Source organism: Shewanella scandinavica (genome assembly GCF_031932065.1).
Classification (GTDB): domain Bacteria; phylum Pseudomonadota; class Gammaproteobacteria; order Enterobacterales; family Shewanellaceae; genus Shewanella; species Shewanella baltica.
The window spans coordinates 231,903-254,277 of record NZ_JAUOES010000003.1 but is presented as its reverse complement, the minus strand read 5'-3'; the positions used below and the strand labels follow the sequence as shown (position 1 = coordinate 254,277).

General features: G+C 45.8%; 19 protein-coding genes. 12 read left to right on the top strand and 7 right to left on the bottom strand.

Translation table 11 applies throughout. The features are described 5' to 3' along the window. The first annotated feature begins 541 nt into the window (after positions 1-541). Entirely contained in the window at positions 542-2,125 is a 1,584-nt protein-coding gene (locus tag Q4Q50_RS03860) for a methyl-accepting chemotaxis protein (protein ID WP_311898482.1), read from the top strand. Positions 2,126-2,242: 117 nt separating this feature from the next. Here Q4Q50_RS03860 and Q4Q50_RS03855 read toward each other — a convergent pair whose 3' ends face one another. Beyond that, the gene (locus tag Q4Q50_RS03855; protein ID WP_261273628.1) at positions 2,243-3,361 is read right to left on the bottom strand and encodes a hypothetical protein; all 1,119 of its coding nucleotides are present in this window, start codon (positions 3,359-3,361) and stop codon (positions 2,243-2,245) included. Positions 3,362-3,590: 229 nt separating this feature from the next. On the opposite strand from Q4Q50_RS03855, the gene Q4Q50_RS03850 reads away from it, so the two are divergent. From Q4Q50_RS03850 to Q4Q50_RS03840, 3 genes are all read left to right on the top strand, one after another. Then, positions 3,591-5,132, top strand: a complete 1,542-nt coding sequence (locus Q4Q50_RS03850; protein ID WP_006084537.1) for an esterase-like activity of phytase family protein — start codon at positions 3,591-3,593, stop codon at positions 5,130-5,132. Between the two features lie 132 nt (positions 5,133-5,264). After that, positions 5,265-6,155 carry a hypothetical protein gene (locus tag Q4Q50_RS03845; RefSeq protein ID WP_311898480.1) on the top strand — a complete coding sequence of 297 codons (891 nt, stop codon included), beginning with the start codon at positions 5,265-5,267 and terminating at the stop codon, positions 6,153-6,155. Positions 6,156-6,424: 269 nt separating this feature from the next. Continuing rightward, positions 6,425-7,816, top strand: a complete 1,392-nt coding sequence (locus Q4Q50_RS03840) for a tetratricopeptide repeat protein (protein WP_311898479.1) — start codon at positions 6,425-6,427, stop codon at positions 7,814-7,816. 69 nt (positions 7,817-7,885) lie between these two features. Here the strand turns inward: Q4Q50_RS03840 and Q4Q50_RS03835 are convergent, their stop codons facing one another. Then, entirely contained in the window at positions 7,886-8,797 is a 912-nt protein-coding gene (locus tag Q4Q50_RS03835; protein WP_311898478.1) for a bile acid:sodium symporter family protein, read from the bottom strand. Between the two features lie 379 nt (positions 8,798-9,176). Between Q4Q50_RS03835 and Q4Q50_RS03830 the strand changes: the two genes are divergently transcribed. From Q4Q50_RS03830 to Q4Q50_RS03820, 3 genes are all read left to right on the top strand, one after another. After that, the gene (locus tag Q4Q50_RS03830) at positions 9,177-10,514 is read left to right on the top strand and encodes a coproporphyrinogen III oxidase family protein (protein ID WP_311898476.1); all 1,338 of its coding nucleotides are present in this window, start codon (positions 9,177-9,179) and stop codon (positions 10,512-10,514) included. Positions 10,515-10,646: 132 nt separating this feature from the next. Further along, the gene (locus Q4Q50_RS03825) at positions 10,647-10,880 is read left to right on the top strand and encodes a helix-hairpin-helix domain-containing protein (protein WP_261273621.1); all 234 of its coding nucleotides are present in this window, start codon (positions 10,647-10,649) and stop codon (positions 10,878-10,880) included. A gap of 47 nt (positions 10,881-10,927) precedes the next feature. Further along, positions 10,928-11,869 carry a DUF4424 domain-containing protein gene (locus Q4Q50_RS03820; RefSeq protein WP_311898475.1) on the top strand — a complete coding sequence of 314 codons (942 nt, stop codon included), beginning with the start codon at positions 10,928-10,930 and terminating at the stop codon, positions 11,867-11,869. 56 nt (positions 11,870-11,925) lie between these two features. Here Q4Q50_RS03820 and Q4Q50_RS03815 read toward each other — a convergent pair whose 3' ends face one another. Then, positions 11,926-13,926 (bottom strand): ligand-gated channel protein, encoded by a 2,001-nt coding sequence (locus Q4Q50_RS03815; RefSeq protein WP_311898473.1) that lies wholly within the window; start codon positions 13,924-13,926, stop codon positions 11,926-11,928. A gap of 124 nt (positions 13,927-14,050) precedes the next feature. Here Q4Q50_RS03815 and Q4Q50_RS03810 point away from each other — a divergent pair, with 124 nt between their 5' ends. Together Q4Q50_RS03810 and Q4Q50_RS03805 are read left to right on the top strand one after the other, a co-directional pair. Continuing rightward, positions 14,051-15,064 (top strand): LysR family transcriptional regulator, encoded by a 1,014-nt coding sequence (locus tag Q4Q50_RS03810; RefSeq protein ID WP_311898472.1) that lies wholly within the window; start codon positions 14,051-14,053, stop codon positions 15,062-15,064. A 77-nt stretch (positions 15,065-15,141) separates the two neighbouring features. Beyond that, positions 15,142-16,023, top strand: a complete 882-nt coding sequence (locus Q4Q50_RS03805) for a patatin-like phospholipase family protein (protein ID WP_006084547.1) — start codon at positions 15,142-15,144, stop codon at positions 16,021-16,023. Here the strand turns inward: Q4Q50_RS03805 and Q4Q50_RS03800 are convergent. The 3 genes from Q4Q50_RS03800 to Q4Q50_RS03790 all read right to left on the bottom strand — a co-directional run bounded on the left by Q4Q50_RS03800 (position 16,007) and on the right by Q4Q50_RS03790 (position 18,734). Continuing rightward, entirely contained in the window at positions 16,007-16,948 is a 942-nt protein-coding gene (locus tag Q4Q50_RS03800) for a LysR family transcriptional regulator (protein WP_006084548.1), read from the bottom strand. The two genes, Q4Q50_RS03805 and Q4Q50_RS03800, sit on opposite strands and share 17 nt — an antisense overlap. 28 nt (positions 16,949-16,976) lie before the next feature. Next, positions 16,977-17,834 (bottom strand): DMT family transporter, encoded by an 858-nt coding sequence (locus Q4Q50_RS03795; RefSeq protein ID WP_311898471.1) that lies wholly within the window; start codon positions 17,832-17,834, stop codon positions 16,977-16,979. A 126-nt stretch (positions 17,835-17,960) separates the two neighbouring features. Then, positions 17,961-18,734, bottom strand: a complete 774-nt coding sequence (locus Q4Q50_RS03790) for a type 2 periplasmic-binding domain-containing protein (protein ID WP_311898469.1) — start codon at positions 18,732-18,734, stop codon at positions 17,961-17,963. Positions 18,735-18,894: 160 nt separating this feature from the next. Here Q4Q50_RS03790 and trmL point away from each other — a divergent pair, with 160 nt between their 5' ends. Then, positions 18,895-19,359 carry a tRNA (uridine(34)/cytosine(34)/5-carboxymethylaminomethyluridine(34)-2'-O)-methyltransferase TrmL gene (trmL, locus tag Q4Q50_RS03785; protein ID WP_113940306.1) on the top strand — a complete coding sequence of 155 codons (465 nt, stop codon included), beginning with the start codon at positions 18,895-18,897 and terminating at the stop codon, positions 19,357-19,359. 138 nt (positions 19,360-19,497) lie between these two features. Here the strand turns inward: trmL and Q4Q50_RS03780 are convergent, their stop codons facing one another. Further along, positions 19,498-19,755: a hypothetical protein gene (locus tag Q4Q50_RS03780; protein ID WP_259577449.1), complete on the bottom strand. Its 258-nt coding sequence runs from the start codon at positions 19,753-19,755 to the stop codon at positions 19,498-19,500. Between the two features lie 458 nt (positions 19,756-20,213). Between Q4Q50_RS03780 and Q4Q50_RS03775 the strand changes: the two genes are divergently transcribed. Then, on the top strand, positions 20,214-21,365 hold the full coding sequence (locus tag Q4Q50_RS03775; RefSeq protein WP_311898466.1) for a hypothetical protein: 1,152 nt from the start codon (positions 20,214-20,216) through the stop codon (positions 21,363-21,365). A gap of 61 nt (positions 21,366-21,426) precedes the next feature. Next, positions 21,427-22,350, top strand: coding sequence for an IS5 family transposase (locus Q4Q50_RS03770; RefSeq protein ID WP_311898465.1), 924 nt, complete (start codon positions 21,427-21,429; stop codon positions 22,348-22,350). Positions 22,351-22,375: the final 25 nt, after the last annotated feature.

Here is a 22,375-nt window from a genome sequence, read left to right as displayed (position 1 = left end):
GACCGCAAATTTGCGTGTGATGATAAGTAAAAGAGTGAACCGGGAATAAGTGCGACTTACGTTGACAGGGGCTAGAGCTTGTTGACGTTTTGAGATTAAATTTTGTTCGCCATGGCAAGCTCGTGATCGCGAAACAAAGAGTGAAGTGCCGTTATTCCTCCCACCTGAGGAGCAGATCGTGTAATTGATAGTACGAGCAGAAGCTTGCCAGACAAACCCTTTGGACAGCGTTTGCGTGTTTTGCGATCTGCGTCACAATCGCCTTTTGCACTGTTAATAAGCTGTAGAATGGCGGCTAACCCTGCTTTATTTTTACCTTAAAAATCAATTAACTGAGATATTATTGAATTTTAATTACACAACAGATAACAACCAGGAGGTTATTTCAAACCAACAAAATAATAACAACCCATTTAAAAACATAAATTTACGCCAAAAAGGCTCAGAATATCACCTTGCGACTGTGTAATACCAAGCGTTAAAATGGCCGCTATATGTAATTTAATTACACCTCTCTCGATTTATACCTCAGTAGGCCACCATGTTTAACAATGCAAAAACCAGCACATTGACGGCGCTGCCTTCAGTATTTTCGAGTATTCTATTGATCATTATCGGTATTTTCTCCTATCGGGGCTTTGCCGAACTCAATGACACCAGCAGCAAACTGATCAACAATACCCAGCTCGCCGAAACCTTCACTAGTGTGCGTGAATCCTTCTTTGAACTGCGTTTAGCAACATTAGTCCATAACACTGACGCCATCAGCTCACAACAACGAAATGTGCAGCTGCTCATAGAGAAACTCGCAAACTTCAACACCGATTTTATGGGGCCAGATGCCAGAACGATCCGCACGCTGTTGCCGCAAATTGAGCAATATGTGCGTCTGTATCAGCAAGAAATCAACTACGCCAAACAAACTGGCGCAGAGCCTGAACTAACACTCGAGCGCAAGGCCCTTGGACCCAAAGTAAGCAATGAGATTAATCAATTAGTTAAGTTGATCACTCAGCGAAACCATGATCTTGGCAAACAAGCCGAAGACAAAGTGAACGCCACCGAGGCATTGCTCCTTGGCCTAATCCTAATTGCCATCATCGCCTCACTCCTTAGTGCACTCTTTATGAGCAAACGCTTAGTCAGGATAGTCAATGACATTAAGCGGGTAATGGAACGCCTAGCCAATGGCGATCTGAGACATAAGACGAACATTAAGGGTGACAACGAACTCTGCTCACTCGCCACAGATCTCGATCGCGTTATCGATAATCTACGCCATATCATCTCAGATATTACCCAAGCCTCAGATCACATGTCTGACCAAATTGGCCAACTGAATGTGCAATCCAATACTAATAGTGGTGCGCTACAAACTCACGCAGTCGAAACCGACCAAGTCGTAACGGCCATGACAGAAATGAGCGCGACTGCCCACAACGTTGCAGGTGATGCCGCGTCTGCAGCCCAGTTTACTCAGCAAGCCAATGAACAAGCTGATAAATCGAAAAAAGCCGTTGAACAGGCCGCCAACACTGTGATTGCCTTGGTGACTAAAGTGGATGTCGCTGCCGATGCGATTAATGATATGAATGAAAACACCCGCCATATCGCTACTATCTTAGATGTGATTGGGGATATTGCCGATCAAACCAATCTGCTCGCGCTCAATGCGGCTATCGAAGCTGCCCGTGCCGGTGAACAGGGTCGGGGCTTTGCCGTTGTCGCCGACGAAGTACGTACGCTGGCCGCTCGCACTCAAGCCAGTACATCCGAGATCAATCAAATGCTTGAACGCTTACGCCACGGCGCCGACGCGGCCGTCACAGCAATGGAGCAAACCAAACACAGTTGCCAACAAGCCGCCGACACCACGACTCTAGTAACAGAAAATCTCGATACCCTGACCACGTATGTGTTCGATATTAATGGGCTCAGCACTCAAATCGCCACCGCCGCCGAAGAGCAAAGCGCCGTGACCGAAGAAATAAACCGTAATCTGACCACCATTCGTGAAATGGTCGATGAACTGAATCAAAGCGGTAAAGCCACCCTCAATAGCGCAACCTCTTTGGCCGCGACGAAAGAACAACTCGTCGGCGTGGTCTCGCATTTTAAGCTTTAAGTTTATATTTACTCGTCCACTCTCGACACAAATCCCTTGCGTGTCATAACTCGCAAGGGATTTCGCTTAATTTTTATTGAGTCACTATTTAACTGCAAAGAACGTATCAAGTCACGGCTACTGAATTACAGCTGGCCCAATATCACAGCTAGCATCACGGGAGATAATTGCAGCATGAAGATTATGATCACCCTCTAATACGACTTTTCCTTGCTCGACAAAGGTAATGAGTACTTCTCCAGTATTAAGACGATGGGGAGTCGGCTTAGCAATATTGCCGAAACTAGGCTCAACCACTAATTCCTCAACACCTAATTGACCATTAGGGTTCAAACATCGACGCCACAGGGATAATCCACTACTGCCTTGAATTGGGTAAACATAATAAATATCAATATTACCATCTGGTCTTGTAATAGCCTTAGCATCGTGCACTGTCACATCAGTCAAGTTAATAGGTATAGCCTCTGTCCAAGTTTTCCCTAAATTATGGGATAATCTAAAATGGGTCTTAATGATATAGACAGATTTACCGCTGGGCTGAGTTTGACTTGTGCGGAAGGATTTTTGAAAAAAATAGACTATATCACCACCGGAGAAAGATGAAAGATAAGGCATAAAACCTGAACTATCTATATCTAAGGGGCTATCAAATTTGACGCCATCATTACTTAGTGCAAAATAAAGGCTGCAACATTTTTTGGCGGTATACACAATAGCAACACTGTTGCGACTAACTCGATGAAATTTAATATTACTTGATGGCGCAATCGCATCCTTTAATAATACCGGTTCTATTTCGACTAAAACCCCATTACGCAATTTGGCTCGAAATACATCAGCCTCAGACTTAAAGCTGCGGGCCTCAAGATAATACAACCAATCTTCGCCATTAAAGTTAACTAAACTCACGGACGAGACTATATTAGAAGGACTTTCAGGTAAAATATTGACTAATGAACCTTTATCTAACACGCCATGATCAAAATTTAAAGAAGTATACCTCAACCAAGCTTTTTCCATCTTATATCCACTCCAAGATTCATACACTAAAGTATTGGATGTTCCAGATTGGATTAGAGCACTTGCATATTGAATGGCGCTGGGATGCTCTACGCGCAGTATGCTTTCTCTTTTTAAAGGCAGTTCATTGCCACTCGCAGTAAATGAAAATGCAATAACAACATATATAATTACCCGCTTTATTATCATCCATTCACCAGGTAAATATTTCATATCTATTCATCCTTAAATATTGAACACAACTAAAAACAAACTACGGGCTCAGCCAATCAACGACGCCATCATGGGCTTTCATACACAACCAACATACCGTATTACTCATGAACACAGTATTCGTGCTCGATACGTTAAGCGGCACACTTGTCACATTTAGTTCACAGCCTAACTTTATATTACCTGCCAACAACATAGCTAATCACTTTAAGAATCGGGATATATTAAGATGAAAAATGTGCTCGTCACCTCAGGCTTGTGCCTGTCAGTTTTGCTACTGAGTGCTTGTAATTCGGATGATAAAGACATCAATAGCCTGACCACACAAACCACCTTAATTGGCGGTGATAGCCACTGCTGGATGGGCGGCACTCGCACAGATTCGGGTCTTGATAACAACGATAACGGCAAGCTCGACAGTAATGAAGTGGTTGATAGCAGCTATGCATGTAACGCCGACCTGTTTACGGACAAAGCGGTGCATTTACCTTTCACTGTGCTGCGCGATGATTTAGACAATGGCGCTATGCCTGGTACTAAATTTGAAATTCGTAACGGCGGCTATGGCTCTGATGCAGCGCCCAACCCCAATAACCCTATTCAATTTTATGCCCTCACCGATCGCGGCCCGAATGCAGATTACAGCGGTAGTTTAGGCAAAGGAAAAATGTTTCCAACGCCTGACTACACGCCACGTATCGGTTTGTTTGAACTGCAAACCAATGGCACTATCACTAAGGTCAAAGACATCTTATTTAAACGCCCTGATGGCAGCTTGATCACTGGACTGCCTAATAGCAGTAGCCTTGGAGGCACAGGAGAAATCCCCTATGACGCAGCAGGTGAAGTCATTCGTCAAGACATGAGCCAGCCTTATAATGCCCAGACCAACCCCATCAAACTCGATGATTATGGGTTAGATTCTGAAGGTCTCGCCGCCATGGATGATGGCAGTTTTTGGGTCAGCGATGAGTATGGTCCACACATAGTGCATTACTCGGCTGAAGGGGTAGAAATAGCGCGGATTAATCCTTTCGCAGACGATGCACGCAACTTATATAGCCTACCGGCAGAATTTGCTCATCGCCGCGCCAACCGAGGGATGGAAGGGCTGACCATCACGCCCGATCAGTCGACACTTGTGGGCATAATGCAATCGACCATCTCCAATCCCGATAAGAGTGTTAACAACAATACCCTGACTCGAATCGTGACCATCAACTTAGCGACAGGCGCTATTAGCCAATATTTATATCAGCAAGAAATTGCCCAAAACTCTAACTCAGCAATCGTTGCCTTAAGTAACAGCCAATTTTTAGTGTTAGAACGTGATGGCAAGTTTTTTAATATCGACACTGATGTGATGAAGCATGTGTACAAGATAGATATCAGCGGCGCGACAGATCTCGAGACCGTCACTGCACAAGCTGATATAGCCCAAGATGCGGCGTTAGGTTTAACCATTAAAGGTAAAACCTTAGAGCAGGTAGCGCTAAGCGATGGCTGGGAGGCACTTGCAGCTAATGGCATCATACCCGCGACAAAATCACTGGTGCTAGATATGGCTGCCAAAACACAATATCCCCATGACAAAATGGAGGGTTTGTGGCTAATTGATAATAAGCGTTTAGGTGTGCTAAATGACGACGACTTCGCCACTTGGAGTAATAACAACACCTTAGAACAGAAATATCTCGATAGTGCGCAAAGTGACATCGACGGCAACACTTTGTATATCGTTGACGACTTACCCTTATCAGCTGATAAATAACCATTAAGTATTCAGCCGCATGAGTCATCACTGTTTTTAGTGGTGGCTCATGACACACTCAAATTGCAATAGAAGTTGTTATAACGAAAGCATAAACCACATAACATCAGCACATCACTTAAGGATTAACCGATGAAAACAGCTTCACAGACGATGACATCATTTACGTTAGCCTCAAGTGTCCTGCTCGCTTCATGTGCGGTACAAGCAAATCCTGTTGAAACATCAAGGGAATATAAGCTGCTGCTAGACCCAAGCCACTTTAATTACGCCACTCAAAGTACAACCGCCAATAACTATCTAACTGATGCTAAACAAGCTATTAGCAACGCAATTAGTCGCAATGTCACAGGCTCTTGGGCATTAACCAAAGCGCGTCAAGTGGCCTTCTATGACACCCCAACCAGTTGTCAGCTAAAGCAGTTAGGTTATATCTTTCGTGACCGAACGAGCGATGGCCAAAGTGAAGTGACGCTCAAATTTCGCAGCCCTGATCGATTTATTGCTGACTTTGAAGATCTCAGCTCACCCGATAATCAAGCCGACACTAAACTCGAAGCCGACATCAGTACCGATATCAATAATGGCATCCGCATTGTATATAGCCATTCAACCACCACGCCAAACACCCGCACCTTAAATGATATGGCCGATGTAAATAGTCACTTTTCAGGCTTTGCCGACGCTTACGGTTTAAGTAACAATCTCACACTCGCCAAAGTCGGTGGCCTTACGATTAATGAATATGTGTTTGAAGGCAGTGAAATCGATTTAGGCAGCATAGACGCCTCACTCGAACTCACGCTGTGGTACACCAGCTCCCCAAATGCCTCGCAGCAACCCGTTATTGCCGAAGTGTCCTTTAAATATAAAGATCCCAATGGCAATTACACCGCCAAAGTCGTGCAAAGAGCTAAGCTGGCTTTAGACGCTATGGCGCAAATGAGTGCGTGGAGCTCAACGAGTTCACTGACTAAAACGGCTTTCATCTATGCAGCAACACCCAATTTTTGCAGTCAATAACGACACACAAATCAGCGTCGTTAACATTGAGCCATAAAGCCGTAAAACGGCTATTGGGGCAGGTAAACTAGGTATCAAGGAAAATGTCGGTAGCTCCTTCAAACTGGCAATGCTACACATTAGTCACGGCAGTGCTATCGCTGCATTTTATCCGCAAGTCATAACTCTGTGATAAACAGCAGGGCTTGCTTGTAGCATAACAAGCCTCTATGTTAGCCAACTTCACTCGCACTACCGCTTGCAAGTACCCGCTTAACGACAAGGATGTTATGAAGATATTCACGATTGCGACTCTCCTATTACTGTTGACCCTAAGCTTTGCAGCAACGGCGGAAAAATCCACGCTGGAACAGTTATTTGAGCAACAACAATACGACGCTTTCTTGCAACAAGCGCAGCAGCAAGCCGCAGAAAACAATACTGAGGCGTTATTTCTACTGGGTAAAGCCTACCATCTCGGCCGCGGCGTCACCCAAGACAATGCCACCGCTAGCCAATACTATGAACAGGCCAGAGCCTTAGGTTCGGCCCGTGCCAGCCATAACCTAGGCAGTATGGCGCTGGATAATGATCGAAAAATGCTGGCCATCCCCTTGTTAGAAGAAGCGCTGGCGCGGGGTCTTAAACTACCGACCTTATATAACCTAGGGCGAGCACACAGTCCGGCAGATCCCATTTCAAGGTTCTATCTAACGAAAGCAATCGCAGCGGCGCAGCAAGCAGGGAGTTATTTGGGGCAAGCCTTTGAACTTCAACCAGATAACCTTTACTTGGATAGTGCCTCACGCGAGTATCTGCGCGCTTACTTAATAGCGATGCAAAGTGTCGGCAGCGAAAGAGAAAGTCTCGACCTCCCGCAGTTACGTCAGCAAGCCATAAAGTGGCTAGAATTGGGTATGGCAGCAGATGATGGTACGGCGTGGACAAACTACGGCGCCCTACTGTTGAATGAAAATGACTACAGCGGTGCGAAAGCCGCATTTTTACAAGGTGCTAAGCGTCAAGTTGCCATCGCTAACTATCATTTAGGCAGCATGGAAGAGCGTGGTTTGGGCGCAGAGGCCAATAAAGTGCAAGCACTGGCATACTACGAGAAAGCAGCGTTAGCAGGCATGGAACAAGCGAAGGCTCCCGCTTATGAGCTGCTTAAGGCACAACTGGAATATGAAGACGATCTCACTAAGTTGGAACAAGGCATTGCCCGCTTTAATGCGCTAAAACAGCAAGATGAGTATGTTCCCATCTCACTGGACTCAGTTATAAATAGGCTGGCATGGGGCACGTTTTTGGCACAGCAGCGGCAACAGACTCTTTCGCTACCCACTGCGGCCAAAATCCAATTAAGCTTGCAAGCCTGTGGTTTAGGCTACAACCAATTGCATGGCAGCACATTTAATTTTGGAGAAAACTCGCACTGGCGCATGGCGGCGTATCTCACCTTAACTGACAAAATTGCTTTACCACTTGGAGGCAGAGTCGACGAGCATGGCTGTGCCAGCTTAACGATTGCCATGACAGATCAGCTGTATCGCTTATTACAACAAGGTGCCGTATTCGGATTGCGCTTTCCCAACTACACCCTGCCACTGGCATTAAGCCGGCAAGAAAATATCTTGCAGCTGACACTTATGCCCGTCGAGACCCCATTACCGGTTAATTAGTCACAGCAATTTAACCCTGTGGCCGCGCTTGCTAGGCCACAGGTATGGTCTATTTTCGCCAGCAACATCTTAATCTTGCGATTCTCTCGCCCAATATCCCGCCAAGATGGCGCCTGATAGGTTATGCCATATCGAGAATATCGCGCTGGGGATGGCAGAAATAGGGCTAAAAAACTTGATACACAAAGCCGTAGCGAGGCCAGAGTTTTGTAGGCCGACTTCGATGGAAATGGTTTTGCAGACGGTATGGTTAAAGCCTAATAAACGGCAGCAGAAATAGCCTAATGCGAGGCCAAAACCATTGTGTAAGAACACTGCCAGCAGAATAATAGAACCAATTTTATCAAACTGATTGGCATTTAACGCCACGATAATGGTAATCGCCATCACGATTGCCAAGATTGAAATCAGTGGCAATGCAGGAGCGACTTTAGCCACCAGCGATTTAAAAAAATGATTGATGATCACGCCTGCGCTAACGGGGAATAGCACGATTTTCACTAAACTCAGTAGCATGTCAGCGAAGGGGATATCGATCATTTCGCCAATCAATAACTTAATAATCAGTGGGGTTAACACTACGCCCGCTAAGGTCGACAGTGCCGTCATGGTTATCGATAAAGCCACGTCACCTTTTGCCAAATAACAGACCACGTTTGAGGCAGTGCCGCCTGCCACGCTGCCCACCAACACCATGCCTATGGTGAGTTCCCTATCTAATCCTAATAACTGGCTGATCAATAATGCGCTGAGCGGCATGACCGAAAATTGCAGTATCAGTCCAGTCAGCACGGCGCGTTTTTGTTTGAATGCATTAGCAAAATCCTGCAGATCTAAGGTGAGTCCCATAGAGAGCATGATGATCACTAACAGCGGCACTATGGCGGATTTAAGCTCAGTAAACCAACTCGGCATCAAATAAGCGGTCACAACGCCTATGAGTGCTAACAGCGGGAAGAAGCGGTTTACGTTTACCAACATAGCTAGCCCTTTAGATCAGGAGGTTATTTTATCGCTCGGATGATGACAGCCGTGCCTCGGATAGACAAGCGCTAATCCGTCAGCAATAAAAGCCTTTAATGGTGATATTTGAATCTCCACATTTAGACTGACACCTTAAGTTAACTCCTCAAATTCACAGTAAATTCCTCCAAAAAGTACAGGTTAAAAATGCATGCTTAATCACTAAAACATGATCTGCTTAACAAAAAGCCCGTGATTTCCTTGTTAGGAAACCGTAATTTATAACCAGTTCACGTTTTAACAATTACATACGATGTAGTCTTATTGCGCTAGGTGGTCGTGAATTACCTAAAGCAATTTCGGTGTTTACGGTTAGCACTCACAGATAGGAATCGTTATGTCTTCAGTTATCCAAACGCTCAGCGGCGCTATCGCAACGCCTTATCAAGCGAATATTACCGTCCCTAACTGGATGCTCGGCTCGATGGAACGAGTCATGCAGTACTACGTCGATAAGAATCTTCGCCTCGATACCCTTTCCGCAGAAATGATGCCAGCGCCCGTAGAAGGCAAAAAGTATATGCTGTACGCGCATATCCCCTTCTGCCATACCCTGTGTTCTTACTGCACCTTCCACCGTTTTATGTTCAAGGAAGACAAGGCACGCGCCTATTTCATCTCATTGCGTAAAGAGATGGAAATGGTCAAAGCCCTAGGCTATGACTTTGAATCTATGTACATTGGCGGCGGCACCACCACAGTATTAGAAGATGAATTAGCCCGTACTATCGAACACGCGAAAACCCTGTTCCCGAGCATTAAAGAAGTCTCCTGCGAGTCCGATCCGCAGCATTTAGACAGCCCAGGCTTTAAGCAACTCAAAGGCCTAGTGGATCGCATGTCCATCGGCGTACAAAGTTTTAATGACGATATTTTAAAAATGACTGACCGACTCGATAAGTTCGGTACGGGTCAACAAACCTTCGACAAGATCATGGGCGCCAAAGAGTTGTTCCCCATTATCAACGTCGACCTGATTTTTGGTTTCCGCGGCCAAACCGATGAAGTGATCCAACACGATCTCGACATGGCATCGCGCCTCGACCCAAGACAAATTACCACTTATCCGCTGATGATCACCCACCAGACTCGTAAGAGCGTGAAAGGCAAGTTAGCGGCGCCGCAGGCAGATATGGCCAACCAATATCGTCAGATCTTAAACAGCCTGAATGGCCAATATAATCAATTGTCTGCATGGGCATTTGGTAAGGCGAATGACGAAGGCTTCGACGAATACGTTATCGACTACGATGAGTATTTAGGGGTAGGTTCGGGCTCATTTAGCTTCTTAAATGACACGCTTTATGTGAATACTTTCTCGCTACGTAAGTACCAAGAACGCATCGCAGCGGGCCACATGGGCGTCGAGCAGCAAAAGAACTACAGCAAAAAAGACGTGATGCAATACCGCTTCTTGCTGGGCATGTTCTCCGGCCGTTTATCACGTAAATATTTCCGCGATACCTTTGGCGTCAACTTAGATACCGCCTTGTTTAAAGAAATGACCTCGATGAAACTGATTGGCGCGATTAAAAATGATCCAACCGATCCCGACAAGCTGATCGTCACCGACAACGGCAAGATGATGGGTCTCTTGATGATGAAAGAGTTTTACTCAGGCATGGATAACGTGCGCGCCCAGTTGCGTAAACCGCTCAAACCCTGTGATATGTAACACTTATTGATGATTGTTGATTCATAAAGACTAAACAGGCCCTTCGAGGGCCTTTTTGTTAACTCGGTTTAAAGGTAATCTTGCCCAGTACTATTAATTGAGCACAATCCCAACAATAAAGGAGTATTCGTTATGGGTTTTAATGAACAAGAAAAACATGCTTTATTGGCACTCAAAGGCGTTGGCCCGACAGTAATTAAACGCTTCGAAGAAATTGGCATCAGCTCGCTGCAACAACTCGCCCAACACGAAGTGGATGATATTGCTAACTTAGTCGCCAGCATGCTGCGCACCACTTGCTGGAAAAATAGCCCACAAGCGCGAAATGCGATAAGTGCGGCCATCGACCTCGCCCGCGCGCAATAATCGTTCCCCATTGATACTTAAAGCATCCAACTAGAGTTAAGAAGTACATGTCAGCACACTTAGTCATACCCCTTTTTGCTATAGCTTTACTCGTCTACGGAGAAACGGCCTCTGCCAACGACAGCAGTTTTGGCGATGCTAATGGCTCTATTACCCTGAAATATCAGCCTAATATCAGTATGGATAAAGAGTCGCTCTTCATCAGCGAGACCGAAGTCAGGGTCGATTATGTGTTTACCAACATCAGTTCGCAGGATCTTATCGTCCCCATCGCCTTCCCCATGCCACCGATGTTTTTTGGCTCCGCCGATCACAGCAGCATTGATAACTTCACCCTTAAAGTGAATGGCAAAACCCAGCCAACTCAGCACAGGCTTGTTGCCCAACTTGCCGATAAAACCGATATTTCAACCGAGCTGAAACAGCTTGGTTGGGGGGTAGATGAAGTCGCTTACTTTGCCGAATATGCCGAAATTCCCAAGGGTAAGTCTGCACTCCCACAGCAATGGTTGGATGAGAACCAGCAAATCGCCTTTACCCTAAGTGATTACTTTGTGTGGCAACAAACCTTTCCCGCGGGCCAATCTGTCGCAATCAGCCATAGCTACAGCCCGAGTATTTCAACGGGTGTTCCCTATCCCGCCAGCGAAATTATCGATACTCATACTGAACTGGCCTGTTTAGATGAAAGCGCCAAACAAGGCATTAGGAAGCGCAACCTTATCGTTAAACAAGACGGTGAAGATCAGGAGATTGGCGTCGAATGGAGCCACCTTAGCTATATTTTGGTGACGGCCAATAACTGGCAAGGGGCGATTAAGGACTTCAAACTCACCCTGAAAAAATCCCAACCCACAGATCTCATCAGCTTGTGTTTTGATGGCGAGCTTAAAAAAACCGATCCACTCACCTTTGAGTTCCAGCAAAAACAGTTCACGCCAAAGCAAGATCTCAGCATACTGTTTATTCGTAAACCGAATATTGAATAATCAAAAAAGAAGCCAGCTAAGTGCTGGCTTCTTTCAGGACGAGATATGTTTTTAATTTAAAAACTGTAGGTCATACCTAACCAATAGCGGCGGCCGTCTTCGATATAACCGTATTCCTCTTGGGTAATGTCCTTATCGAAGGCGTTGTAAATACCCGCGCTAAATTTCAGGCTATCGTTCAACTGATAGTTAGCCCCTAAATCCAGCAGAGTGTAAGAAGGGGCGATTAAACTGCTCGATGACGGTCCCGTCGTCGGTTGGCTCTCTTCGCCACGGTAGTTGACTCTCAACCAAGTGCTTAAGTTATCAATAGGCTCGTAGTTGAACGACGCTTGGATCAAATGCTTAGGCAATTGATTCAATGGGCTACCTTTGTAAGCTCCCGTCTTTTGCTCTGAATCCGTGTAAGTGTAGTTACCCGTAAAGCTCAGGTTTGAGCGAATCCGATAGTCGATACTCAGCTCAATCCCTTGAGTCACAGCATCGTCGATATTCACGTAAGTGGTTGGGTCAGAACCAAATTGATTGGGGCCATCGGTACATTGAGTCGCAGGACAGGCCACACGGGTGATCTTATCTTTAAACTCGTTATAGAACACGCCCGCACTGGCGGTAATGCTCTCGGTCAGATCCGAATACACACCTAACTCATAGTTCACTGAGGTTTCAGGCTGTAAATCTGGATTACCGTACATGTTGCCGCCACGGCTCACTTGTCCCCAATCGGGCACTGTCTGGCGCAAACTCGGCGCCCTAAAGCCCGTCGACACGCCGCCCTTTAAGGTGGTGCTGTCGGTTAATCCCCACACGCCGTAAACACGCGGGCTGACATGGTGACCAAAGTTTTCATCGTCATCCAAACGCAGCCCCATGGTCAGGGCAAAGTTATCGACTATGCGCCATTCATCCTCAGAAAATACCGACCATTGTTTGCGACTAATATCAGTTAAGTCACTTACTTGGTTACCTGTTTCGTCGGTTAAATCTTGATGGTTAAATGCCGCACCAAAAGTCGCCGTATGGCTTTGGCCTAAGGTGGTGATCAGGCTAGATTGCGCATCCGTGTTAGTGATCTTCATCTTGCGGGTTTTGTTATCAAATACTTCATGCTTGATATAAGAATCCGAGGTACCAAAGTCCCAGCGCCCTGTGTGTGACAGCGAAATAGTGCTGTTTTCGTATTCTGTCGTTGAAGATTGAGGACAACCGCGACGACCACAAGCTTCGCCCGGCGCTAGCGGTGTAACGGTTTTACCTAAACTACTGTCGAGTTCTTGGTTAGAAGTGCCAACTTCGAGCATGATGTCGTGGTTATCATTGGGGGTGAGCGCAAACCGCGCGGTCAGATTCGTCGCATCGCGGCCACGGTAACCGCCATAGATATTATCTTCTTCACGCTGAGTGTATTGACCGTAGAGTTGCATCCCCAGCAGATCTTTAATCAAACCACCGTTGACGAAAAAGTTGCCTTGATACACATTTCCCGAGGTCGACTTTTCCTGCAATGTCGTGTCGAGTCGCACTTCACCCTGCCACTCGTTCGGCACTTTACGGGTGATAATGTTGATCACGCCGCCAATGGCATCCGAACCATAAAGTGATGACATAGGCCCGCGAACAATTTCAATTCTATCGATGGCCGCCAATGGTGGAGTCCAAGCGCCTTCAACACCTGGACCGTCGCTGTTAGTACGTGTCTCGCGCGAAGATTGGCGTTTACCATCCACTAAAATTAACGTGTATTGGCTGCCCATGCCCCGCAGGCTGATGTCCTGACGGTCGGCGCCGCCGGTAATCACCACACCAGGAACTTCTAACATGGCATCGGTTAAGTCGCGGTAAAAGCGGTTATCCAGATCCTCACGGGTGATCACACTGATAGATGCGGGCGCGTCGCGAATTTGTTGTTCAAATCCCGATGCAGTCACCACGATTCTTTCCATCATCTTTTCTTTATCAGGCGTGGTATCCGCAAGAACATTTGTCACAGGCACTGCGGGCAACAAACATAAAGCGGTGATCACTTGAGCGAGGTACTTCTTACGACTTAACAACATAACCGACAAGTCTCCATTGGGTACAGATTGTAAATGAGAACAATTTTCAATACGGCAATGTATCCCTATGTTACAATCAGCTCAAGTTAGACTTTAGGTATTCACTTGTAAGAGTTACTTAAAAATGAATAAAAACATGATCAAAGGCATGATCGTTTTTGCGGCAATCGCAGAAAAGGGCTCAATGAGTGCCGCGGCGCAGCAGTTAAACCTCAGCTCCTCGGCTGTGAGTCAACAAGTGACTAAGCTCGAAATGGATATGGGGATCAGTCTATTCCACCGCAATACTCGCAATCTTACCCTCACAGAGGCGGGCAGCTTGTTCTATGAAAATTGCCGAAAAGTCATCGCGATAGTCGAAAGCACAGAGCAAAAACTCAATAACTTGAAAGGGATTCCTTCGGGGGAATTAAAGATTGCCGCGCCCATAGGTTTTGGCGGCGGCCTATTGAGCGAGCCCTTTAATTACCTGTTGGCGGCGCATCCGCAGATAAGTTTGAATTTACTGCTGCAGGATGGCCCGATAGATATAGTCAACGAGGGGATTGATCTGGCGATTTGCATCGGGCCTTTATCCGATTCCAACTTAATTGCCCGCCACTTAGCCGATTGGCGCATGTTGCTGTGCGCCTCGCCCGATTATCTGCCAATGCACAAAACTATTCAGCATCCCGCTGAATTAGCGGCCTTTAATCGCATTAATCACCCCTGCGCTAACAGTGACACCTTGACCCACGCCCGCAGCCAAGAGTGCTTCGAACTGACAAGTCAGCGCATTACCGTCAACAATATGCAGGCATTAATCCAACTCACTCTCGATGGTCTCGGGTTTGCCGCCCTGCCCGAACCTGAAGTGCATAAATACCTCGAAAGCGGCCAGCTTGTGACCCTCTTACCCGAATGGTCACTCAATACTTACAGCGTTTACAGCGTCACTTCGGCGCGGGATAAGCAGCCCGCAAAAGTGAAAGAAGCGCTCAATACACTTAGCCAATACTTCAGTCAGGCGGATTTTACCCCTGCCGTTCAATCTAAACAGCCTGTTCAAAATGGTGGCACAAAGGATTGCGTGACCAATATTTTACCCATAAAGCCCAAGCAAGCGTCCCATCACACCAACGTCGATCACGCATCTTAAGTGTGCCTTTTGCGCATTCATTTCTGCGCTAAGCTGGGGTATTCTGCTGGGATGAACCGATAAAAAGATGTAACTCGATGAAAGATGTGGCCTTAGTGTTGGAAGGTGGCGGCCTCAGAGCCATTTATACCGCAGGTGTGTTAGACGCGTTTTTGCAGCAGTCGCTCAACTTCAGCTATGTGATTGGGGTGTCTGCGGGTGCCATTTATCCCGCGTCCTATGTGTCCCGCCAGTTTGGGCGTAATCTTCAAATTCAGCAGCAATATCTCAACGATAAACGCTATATGGGCCTGCGCCATTGGTTGGCAACAGGCAACTATGTCAATACCGACTTTACCTATCGCCGCATGGCCTATGAGTTACTGCCATTTGATTTTGATACATTTTTAAATAGTCATACCGAATTTAAGGTCGGCGCCTTTAACTGCAATACAGGGAAAACCGATTACTTCGGTATGGCCGATTTTAATGACCACGATAAATTACTCGACGTGCTCATCGCCTCCTCTAGCCTGCCTTTTATGTCTAAACCCAGCGTGATTAACCAACACCATTATCTCGATGGCGGCATCGGCGAACCGATACCGTTAGCGCAATCACGCAAAGATGGTTATGCACGCCAAGTGGTGATCTTGACTCAAGATCAGCATTACCAAAAATCCGCGATGAAAATTAATTGGTTAGCTCATAAAGCCTATAAACGCTACCCCGCAGTTGCCCATGCGTTAAGTGAGCGCCACCGAGTTTATAATCAAGCATTAGCCGAGTTAGACCAAGCCGTTGCAGCGAATAACGCCTTTGTGATCCGCCCAGCACTGCCGCTTAATTTATCCAGGCTCGATCGCAATATCGATAAAGTGACCGCCGTCTATCAACAAGGGCTAGCGGATGGAAAAGCAGTCTTACCCACATTAACCGCTTGGTTAACGGCGTCAAAAGAGCCTAAACCCGAGGCGTAATCGACGGCAGCACTTGGCTTATGATCAACTCACGTAGCCATTTATGGCTCAAGTCATGCTCGAAGTGTTTATGCCACATCAATAAATACGCGCCAGGGATCAGCTTGATAGGAGATGGCAAAGACTGAAGCTCGAAGGATTTCATCACAGCAAAGGCATAACGGGACGGCGCGCAAAGAATTAAATCGCTTTGTTCACACAGGGCCAGAGCGCTCTGAAAGTCGGTCATGTTCACGGCGATATCGCGCTGACGGCCCTCAAGTTGCAGCACATCATCCAGCAACCAATGCTCTATGCCACCAAAAGCCACTTGCAGATGGCGATAGCTCAAGAAGGTGTCTAAATTCCATTCTTGTGCTAACGCCGGATGATCGCGGCGCATCAAGCACACAGTATAATCCTGCACTAACTCGACATGGCACAAGTCGTCGGGAATATGATTCACATGCATAGGCGAACGCTCGTCCCACTCGCGGCAACCTATGGCTAAGTCGATGTCGCAGCGCAGTAATCTGTCCATAGTATCGAGCCGCCAAGTTTGGCAATTGAGACTAACACCGGGCGCTTGGGCGAGCAGCGAGGGCATAAAATGCGGAAAAGTCAGCGAGTATGTGGTCTCAACCAAATGCATTCTAAACTGCCGCTGACTTAAGGCGGGCTCAAAGGTATCGGGCCGGGTAAATTGCGCTAATTGCTGTAAACATTGGCGCAACTCCGGCGCGAGCGACAAGGCTTTAGGCGTCGGTTTTAGGCCGTAGGCGGTGCGCTCAAACAGAGGATCATCAAACACTTCCCTCAAGCGCGTCAGTTGTTTACTCACCGCCGACTGGCTCAAATGCAACCGCGCCGCAGCGGCGGTCACACTTTGTTCCTCAAGCAGGATTTCCAGTACGGGTAGTAAATTCAGATCCAAACGTTTTAGCATCTATCCCTCATTTACCCCAAAATACTGACTAGGGCTGCACTTTTTTAAATGGGTTTAACCTTAAATTCTGTGGCAATTTCATCAATAACAGCGACAGTAATATTACACCTATACCCGCCCACTGACGCATGTCTAAGGTCTCACCCACAATCATAACCCCTAATGATACGGCAACCACGGGATTGACTAAAGCGACCATGCCCATGATTTCTGGTCCTAAATTTCGCATCGACCACAGCCAAGCCCAATAAGCGATGGCGGTGTTGGCAATCACTAACCATAGTAACGACGGCACCACTGTCAGGCCAGGTAACTGCGGCGGGCCCGCCATAAACCATGCCAGCGGGATTAACATCAAGCCGCCCAAAAACAGTTGCCATGCTGTGAGCACTAAAAAGTCACCCACATCCCACTTTTGCATCCAGCGAGAAGAGAAAGCAATTAAGGTCGTGGCGCTCAACATACACAAGACCCCAATAGGGTCGAGATCCGCCGACGGGTTTAGCAGTAAAATCACCCCTCCTAATCCCATCAAACCTAATAGCAACCACTTCATCCCAGGGCGTTTTTTATCTATCACCCAAGCTAAGATTAAGAAAATTAACGGCAGCGTCGCCCCTAAGGTACCCGCCACTGCGCCCGGTAAACGATACGCGCCGATAAATAACAAGGTGAAGAAGGCGCCGATATTACAAAAAGCCAGCAAACCGAGCTTTGACCACACCAGCGTTGGCAAGCGAGGACGCAGCATCAACATCAGTATCCCCGCAGGCAGCGCGCGCCACACAGCCACCCAATAGGGCGACATATCATGTAAGTAGAGACTCACTAACGCATAGGTCGTCCCCCAAAATACAGGGGCGAGTAAGGCGATGACAAAAGGCATAATAACTCTTTAAAAAGTATCTTGATGTGAAGATATATTATTCTCAGTCTTCACTCCTAGCAAGTGAAGTTTATGAATATCTCGTTATCGGCGGGAGTTAATCAAGTTAACTATTTGATTTAAAAACTAAGGTTGCCAGTCATTGTAGGACAGATGGATAGTTTGATAAATCTGGCTTAACTCTCCAGTCTGCCGCAGTAATTCAATCATGCGGCTCAAATATGCATCCACGGCATCCCCTTCGGGGCCCTTGGCAATCACAAACACATCTTCAAAATCGCCAAAGTCTTCACGGTGGATATTATGCAACTTCAACTGTTTCAGCATCATATCGGCCTCTTCCTGCGCCCAAACGAAAGCATCGATACGGCCATGGGAAAGTTTTAGCAAAGAACGTTTAATGGTTATCGAAGGTTCCGCAGGGATAGGCATGTAATCTGGGATCGCCTCCACGGTAAATACGCGCCCCGTTTGCTGCTGATCAAATAACATGGCCTTCGTTATCGGCTTATCCACATTGGTATAAAGCACGTGGGTGACTTGCCCAAATGAAACAGTGCTAAAACGGTAAGGTAAGGCATCTAACGCGGCATTATTACGGATGGCGGGCAAACCAAAATCAGCACGACCAAGCGTCACGCCTAGCATCGCCCGTGAAAGCGGAAAAACCTTAATCTCAATTTCAACCTCAGGATCTGCCCTATCAATTGCTTTAACCAGTTCCACAAATGGCCCTGTGCCATCGGCATTAATTAATCCAGGGATCTCCCCTAAATAAGCCGTCATCTGCCGCTTGCCGCCAGCATTAGTGGCAGCATCATCCGCGGCATAGGCTGGGGTGAAAATGCTCTGAAGGAAAAGCACAGAAAAAATACACAAGGTAATAAAGTGACTGAACATGGGTGGTCCCTCGGTGGCTTTCTCAAGCTTAGCAGAGGACAACGATTGTGGCGTTCATTCCTCGCATCCAAATGAGAACGTGATAAAGCATCACTCTGTCACTGTGCTTAGCTGCCGTTTGCCGTATAATCAGCCGTCATTTTTCTATAGGCGGGCCAGTATGTTCCATATCGCACTCTATGAGCCAGAAATCGCACCTAACACAGGTAATATCATTCGCTTATGCGCCAACAACGGTTGTCAGCTGCATTTGATTGAGCCATTAGGTTTTGATCTAGAAGAGAAAAAGTTACGCCGCGCCGGTTTAGATTATGCCGACTTAACCAATGTAACTCGCCACAAAGACTTCGATGCCTTCCTCGAAGCTATGGCAGGTAAGCGCATTATGGCCTGCACCACTAAAGGCAGTCGTCCGCATACTGAGCTGAGTTTTGCGAAAGATGATGTGCTGCTATTTGGCCCTGAAACCCGCGGCTTGCCGATGGCGATTATCGAATCTATCCCGACCGAGCAGCGATTACGTATTCCAATGGCGGCCACCAGCCGTAGCCTTAATCTCTCCAATGCAGTGGCGATTATCAGCTACGAAGCCTGGCGCCAGCTTGGGTTTGAAGGCGCAATTTAATACCTAGGAATACTGATTTGGATTAGGCTGGACTTAACCAGCCAATATTCCAATCACTAAGCCATCAACCCCGAAAGATTGCGTTAACTCAATTCAGCCCGAAGCAAGACAGTTTAGTGACGCACGACGCGTTAATTGTCATTGCTTTCCCAATGACATACTGCCAACGGCCACTGTTGCAACAATGGCAATCTTAACGACCATTGAACTGTTCATCTGGCTAAAAGATATTGCCCCAAAGTAAGTTAGCTTTATCATTAGGTGTACTGAGTGAATTGTCATTGTTTCCCCTGTGACACGCCATAAACTCATCCATGAGGGCTCGACGTCGGCATCCATGCCGCCAACGGTCACAGTTGCAACAATGCCAATCTTAACGACTATTGAACAGCTCATCCGGCTAAAAGCTTTTTGCCCCAAAGCAAGATAACTTTATCGTCATCCATGAGGGCTCGATGTCGGCATCCATGCCTCGCTCACGCAACGAACGCAAATGCCCTGCGGCAACTCCGAGGGGAGGTGTATTCCTTGGAGTTTTGAGTTGTTAGATAGCGATTCATTAGCAAAAATAAAGGAGAAAGAACGAGAAAGCTAAAACAATATCAAGTAATTACCTACCAAACTGTATAAAAAACCGCTACCGCAAAAAAGCAAATTCCTATAGCATCATTTATACCCATTTACACGGATGTGGCAGCGGCCATATTTGAGATTTAGTGAACAAGCGATTTATGCCCCGCAAACATCGCAGCGCATAAATACTAAGAAGTTAGTTGTTAATACCTTCAATTTTAGTGACTAAATTTCATGGTTACTTAGGGCTTTGAAGCTCAATATAAAGATAGGTTATTGTAGTGAACAAAAAAATTATAGAATTAAAAAATTTATTTCTTCAAAAAGTGTCGTTAGGTAATGATGTTGATGATGAAATACTAAGTAAAATTGATGAAATATTATATTTTATAAACGATGCAGAGATCAATGATTTAAGGCAGACTTCAGCAAACTTATCATATGAACTGCATGAGTTAGGTTCTAGTTCGATTCCTTATTTACTGATGTTACTTTTAAATAAGCTTGAGGCTGTTAGCTATAAACCAAATTACAAATCTATAAAATTATCGTGCGAAATTGAGATTGAACCCTTCATGAAGTATTTTGAAAGGTGTTTTGAATCTTGTGAACAAAAAGGGATTAGAATTCTAGATTTTGAACTTCCAGTTTTAGATGAAAAAGAACTACTAAATATATATTGTTGTACTAGGGATATGCTGAATATGTATGCTAGTGAGCCAATAAATATTCGTGAGTTAAACGCAGAAATTCCTCCCAGGGCAATTTGTCTTGGAATATCTAAGGTTTTGTCAAAAAAATACAACTGTCAACATGAATTTTTCATACAGTTTAGTTCTATATTGGAACGAATGAATATGGATGGTTTATATCAAGAAGCTCGTGACTGTGCAGAAGAAGCATTAATGTGCTCCCATAATTACAATGTTCTATATTATGGTCATTATGCTAGGTTTTCTATTTACACTAGCCAGACCAATGTTATAGATTCATTATTACATGGTTGTCTACTCTATACATCACTTTGCGGTGAAGAATCTATTTGTGAAGAGCTAATTGAAAAATCTTATATTGCAACATTTTTGGCTTTGAGAACTTTTAGATTTTTTACGCTAGCAAAAGATGTATATAAGGCATATATATCGGGTCTGAATCTTGATGAGTACCATAAACAAAAGCTAGATGTTGCTATGTTTTATATGAAAATAATGGAGAACGATTCTAGCATTATTAAAGACATTGATATTTATCTAAAGACTAAAAAAGATAAAATATTAGGATTCGGAAAAGCATCCTTGATTCCATGGTTTACGTTAATTTGCAATATAAAGGTTCTCTTTGAAGAAGAATACAAAAATAAGACTGATGTTATGGAGTTTGAATGTGTTATTGAACATATGCTTAGTATGGAAGAGGCTTTGTTTCCTAAATAGGTTGAACTAAAACCGTAGCCGCAGATCTGATCGGCATCGCCTATCAACTTACCCATCAACCGTGTCAAAACCTCACTATAAAACAACCAACTGGAAGCAATACAACCAAGCCTTAATCAACCGCGGTTCACTTACCTTCTGGATTGATGAGGATGCAATTGCTAAGTGGAAAACCAAGGTCGAGCAGCCCAAGAAAGGTCGCCCTCAAGTGTTTAGCGACTTAGCCATTACCACTGCGTTGATGGTTAAGCGTATTTTCTCTATGCCACTGCGAGCCTTACAAGGCTTCATCAATTCGGTGTTTAAACTGGGTGACATCCCATTATCTTGCCCGCATTACACCTGCATCAGTAAACGCGCGAAAACGGTCAATATTGCTTTTAAAACCAAGACTCGCGGCGCCATTGAGCACTTAGCTATCGACTCGACAGGCTTGAAGGTCTATGGCGAAGGTGAGTGGAAAGTGAAGAAACATGGCGCAGATGGAAAGCGCCGAGTGTGGCGTAAACTGCATATTGCCGTAGATACGCATAGCCATGAAATTATTGCCGCAGAACTCAGTTTATCAGGTGTCACAGACGCTGAAGTGATGCCCAATTTACTTAAGCAAACCCATCGAAAAATACGCAATATCTCGGGTGATGGTGCTTACGACACGAAAGCCTGTCACGAAGCCGTTCGTCGAAAACGCGCTTTAGTGCTCATTCCACCTAGGGAAGGTGCTGCGCTATGGGAACAAGGGCATCCACGAAACTTAGCCGTCAGTTGGCAACAGCTTCATGGCTCAAATAAGCAGTGGAAAAAACGGTATGGTTATCATCGCCGTTCAATCTCAGAAACCGCCATGTACAGGATAAAACAACTGCTAGGAGGCACGTTGAGCATGCGGAATTATAACGCTCAGGTGGGAGAAACTTACGCGATGATTAGGGCTTTGAACAAGCTTACTGGGCTAGGTATGCCTGAAACCCACTATATAGCTTGATATTTGAACAATGATGGGAGTTTTG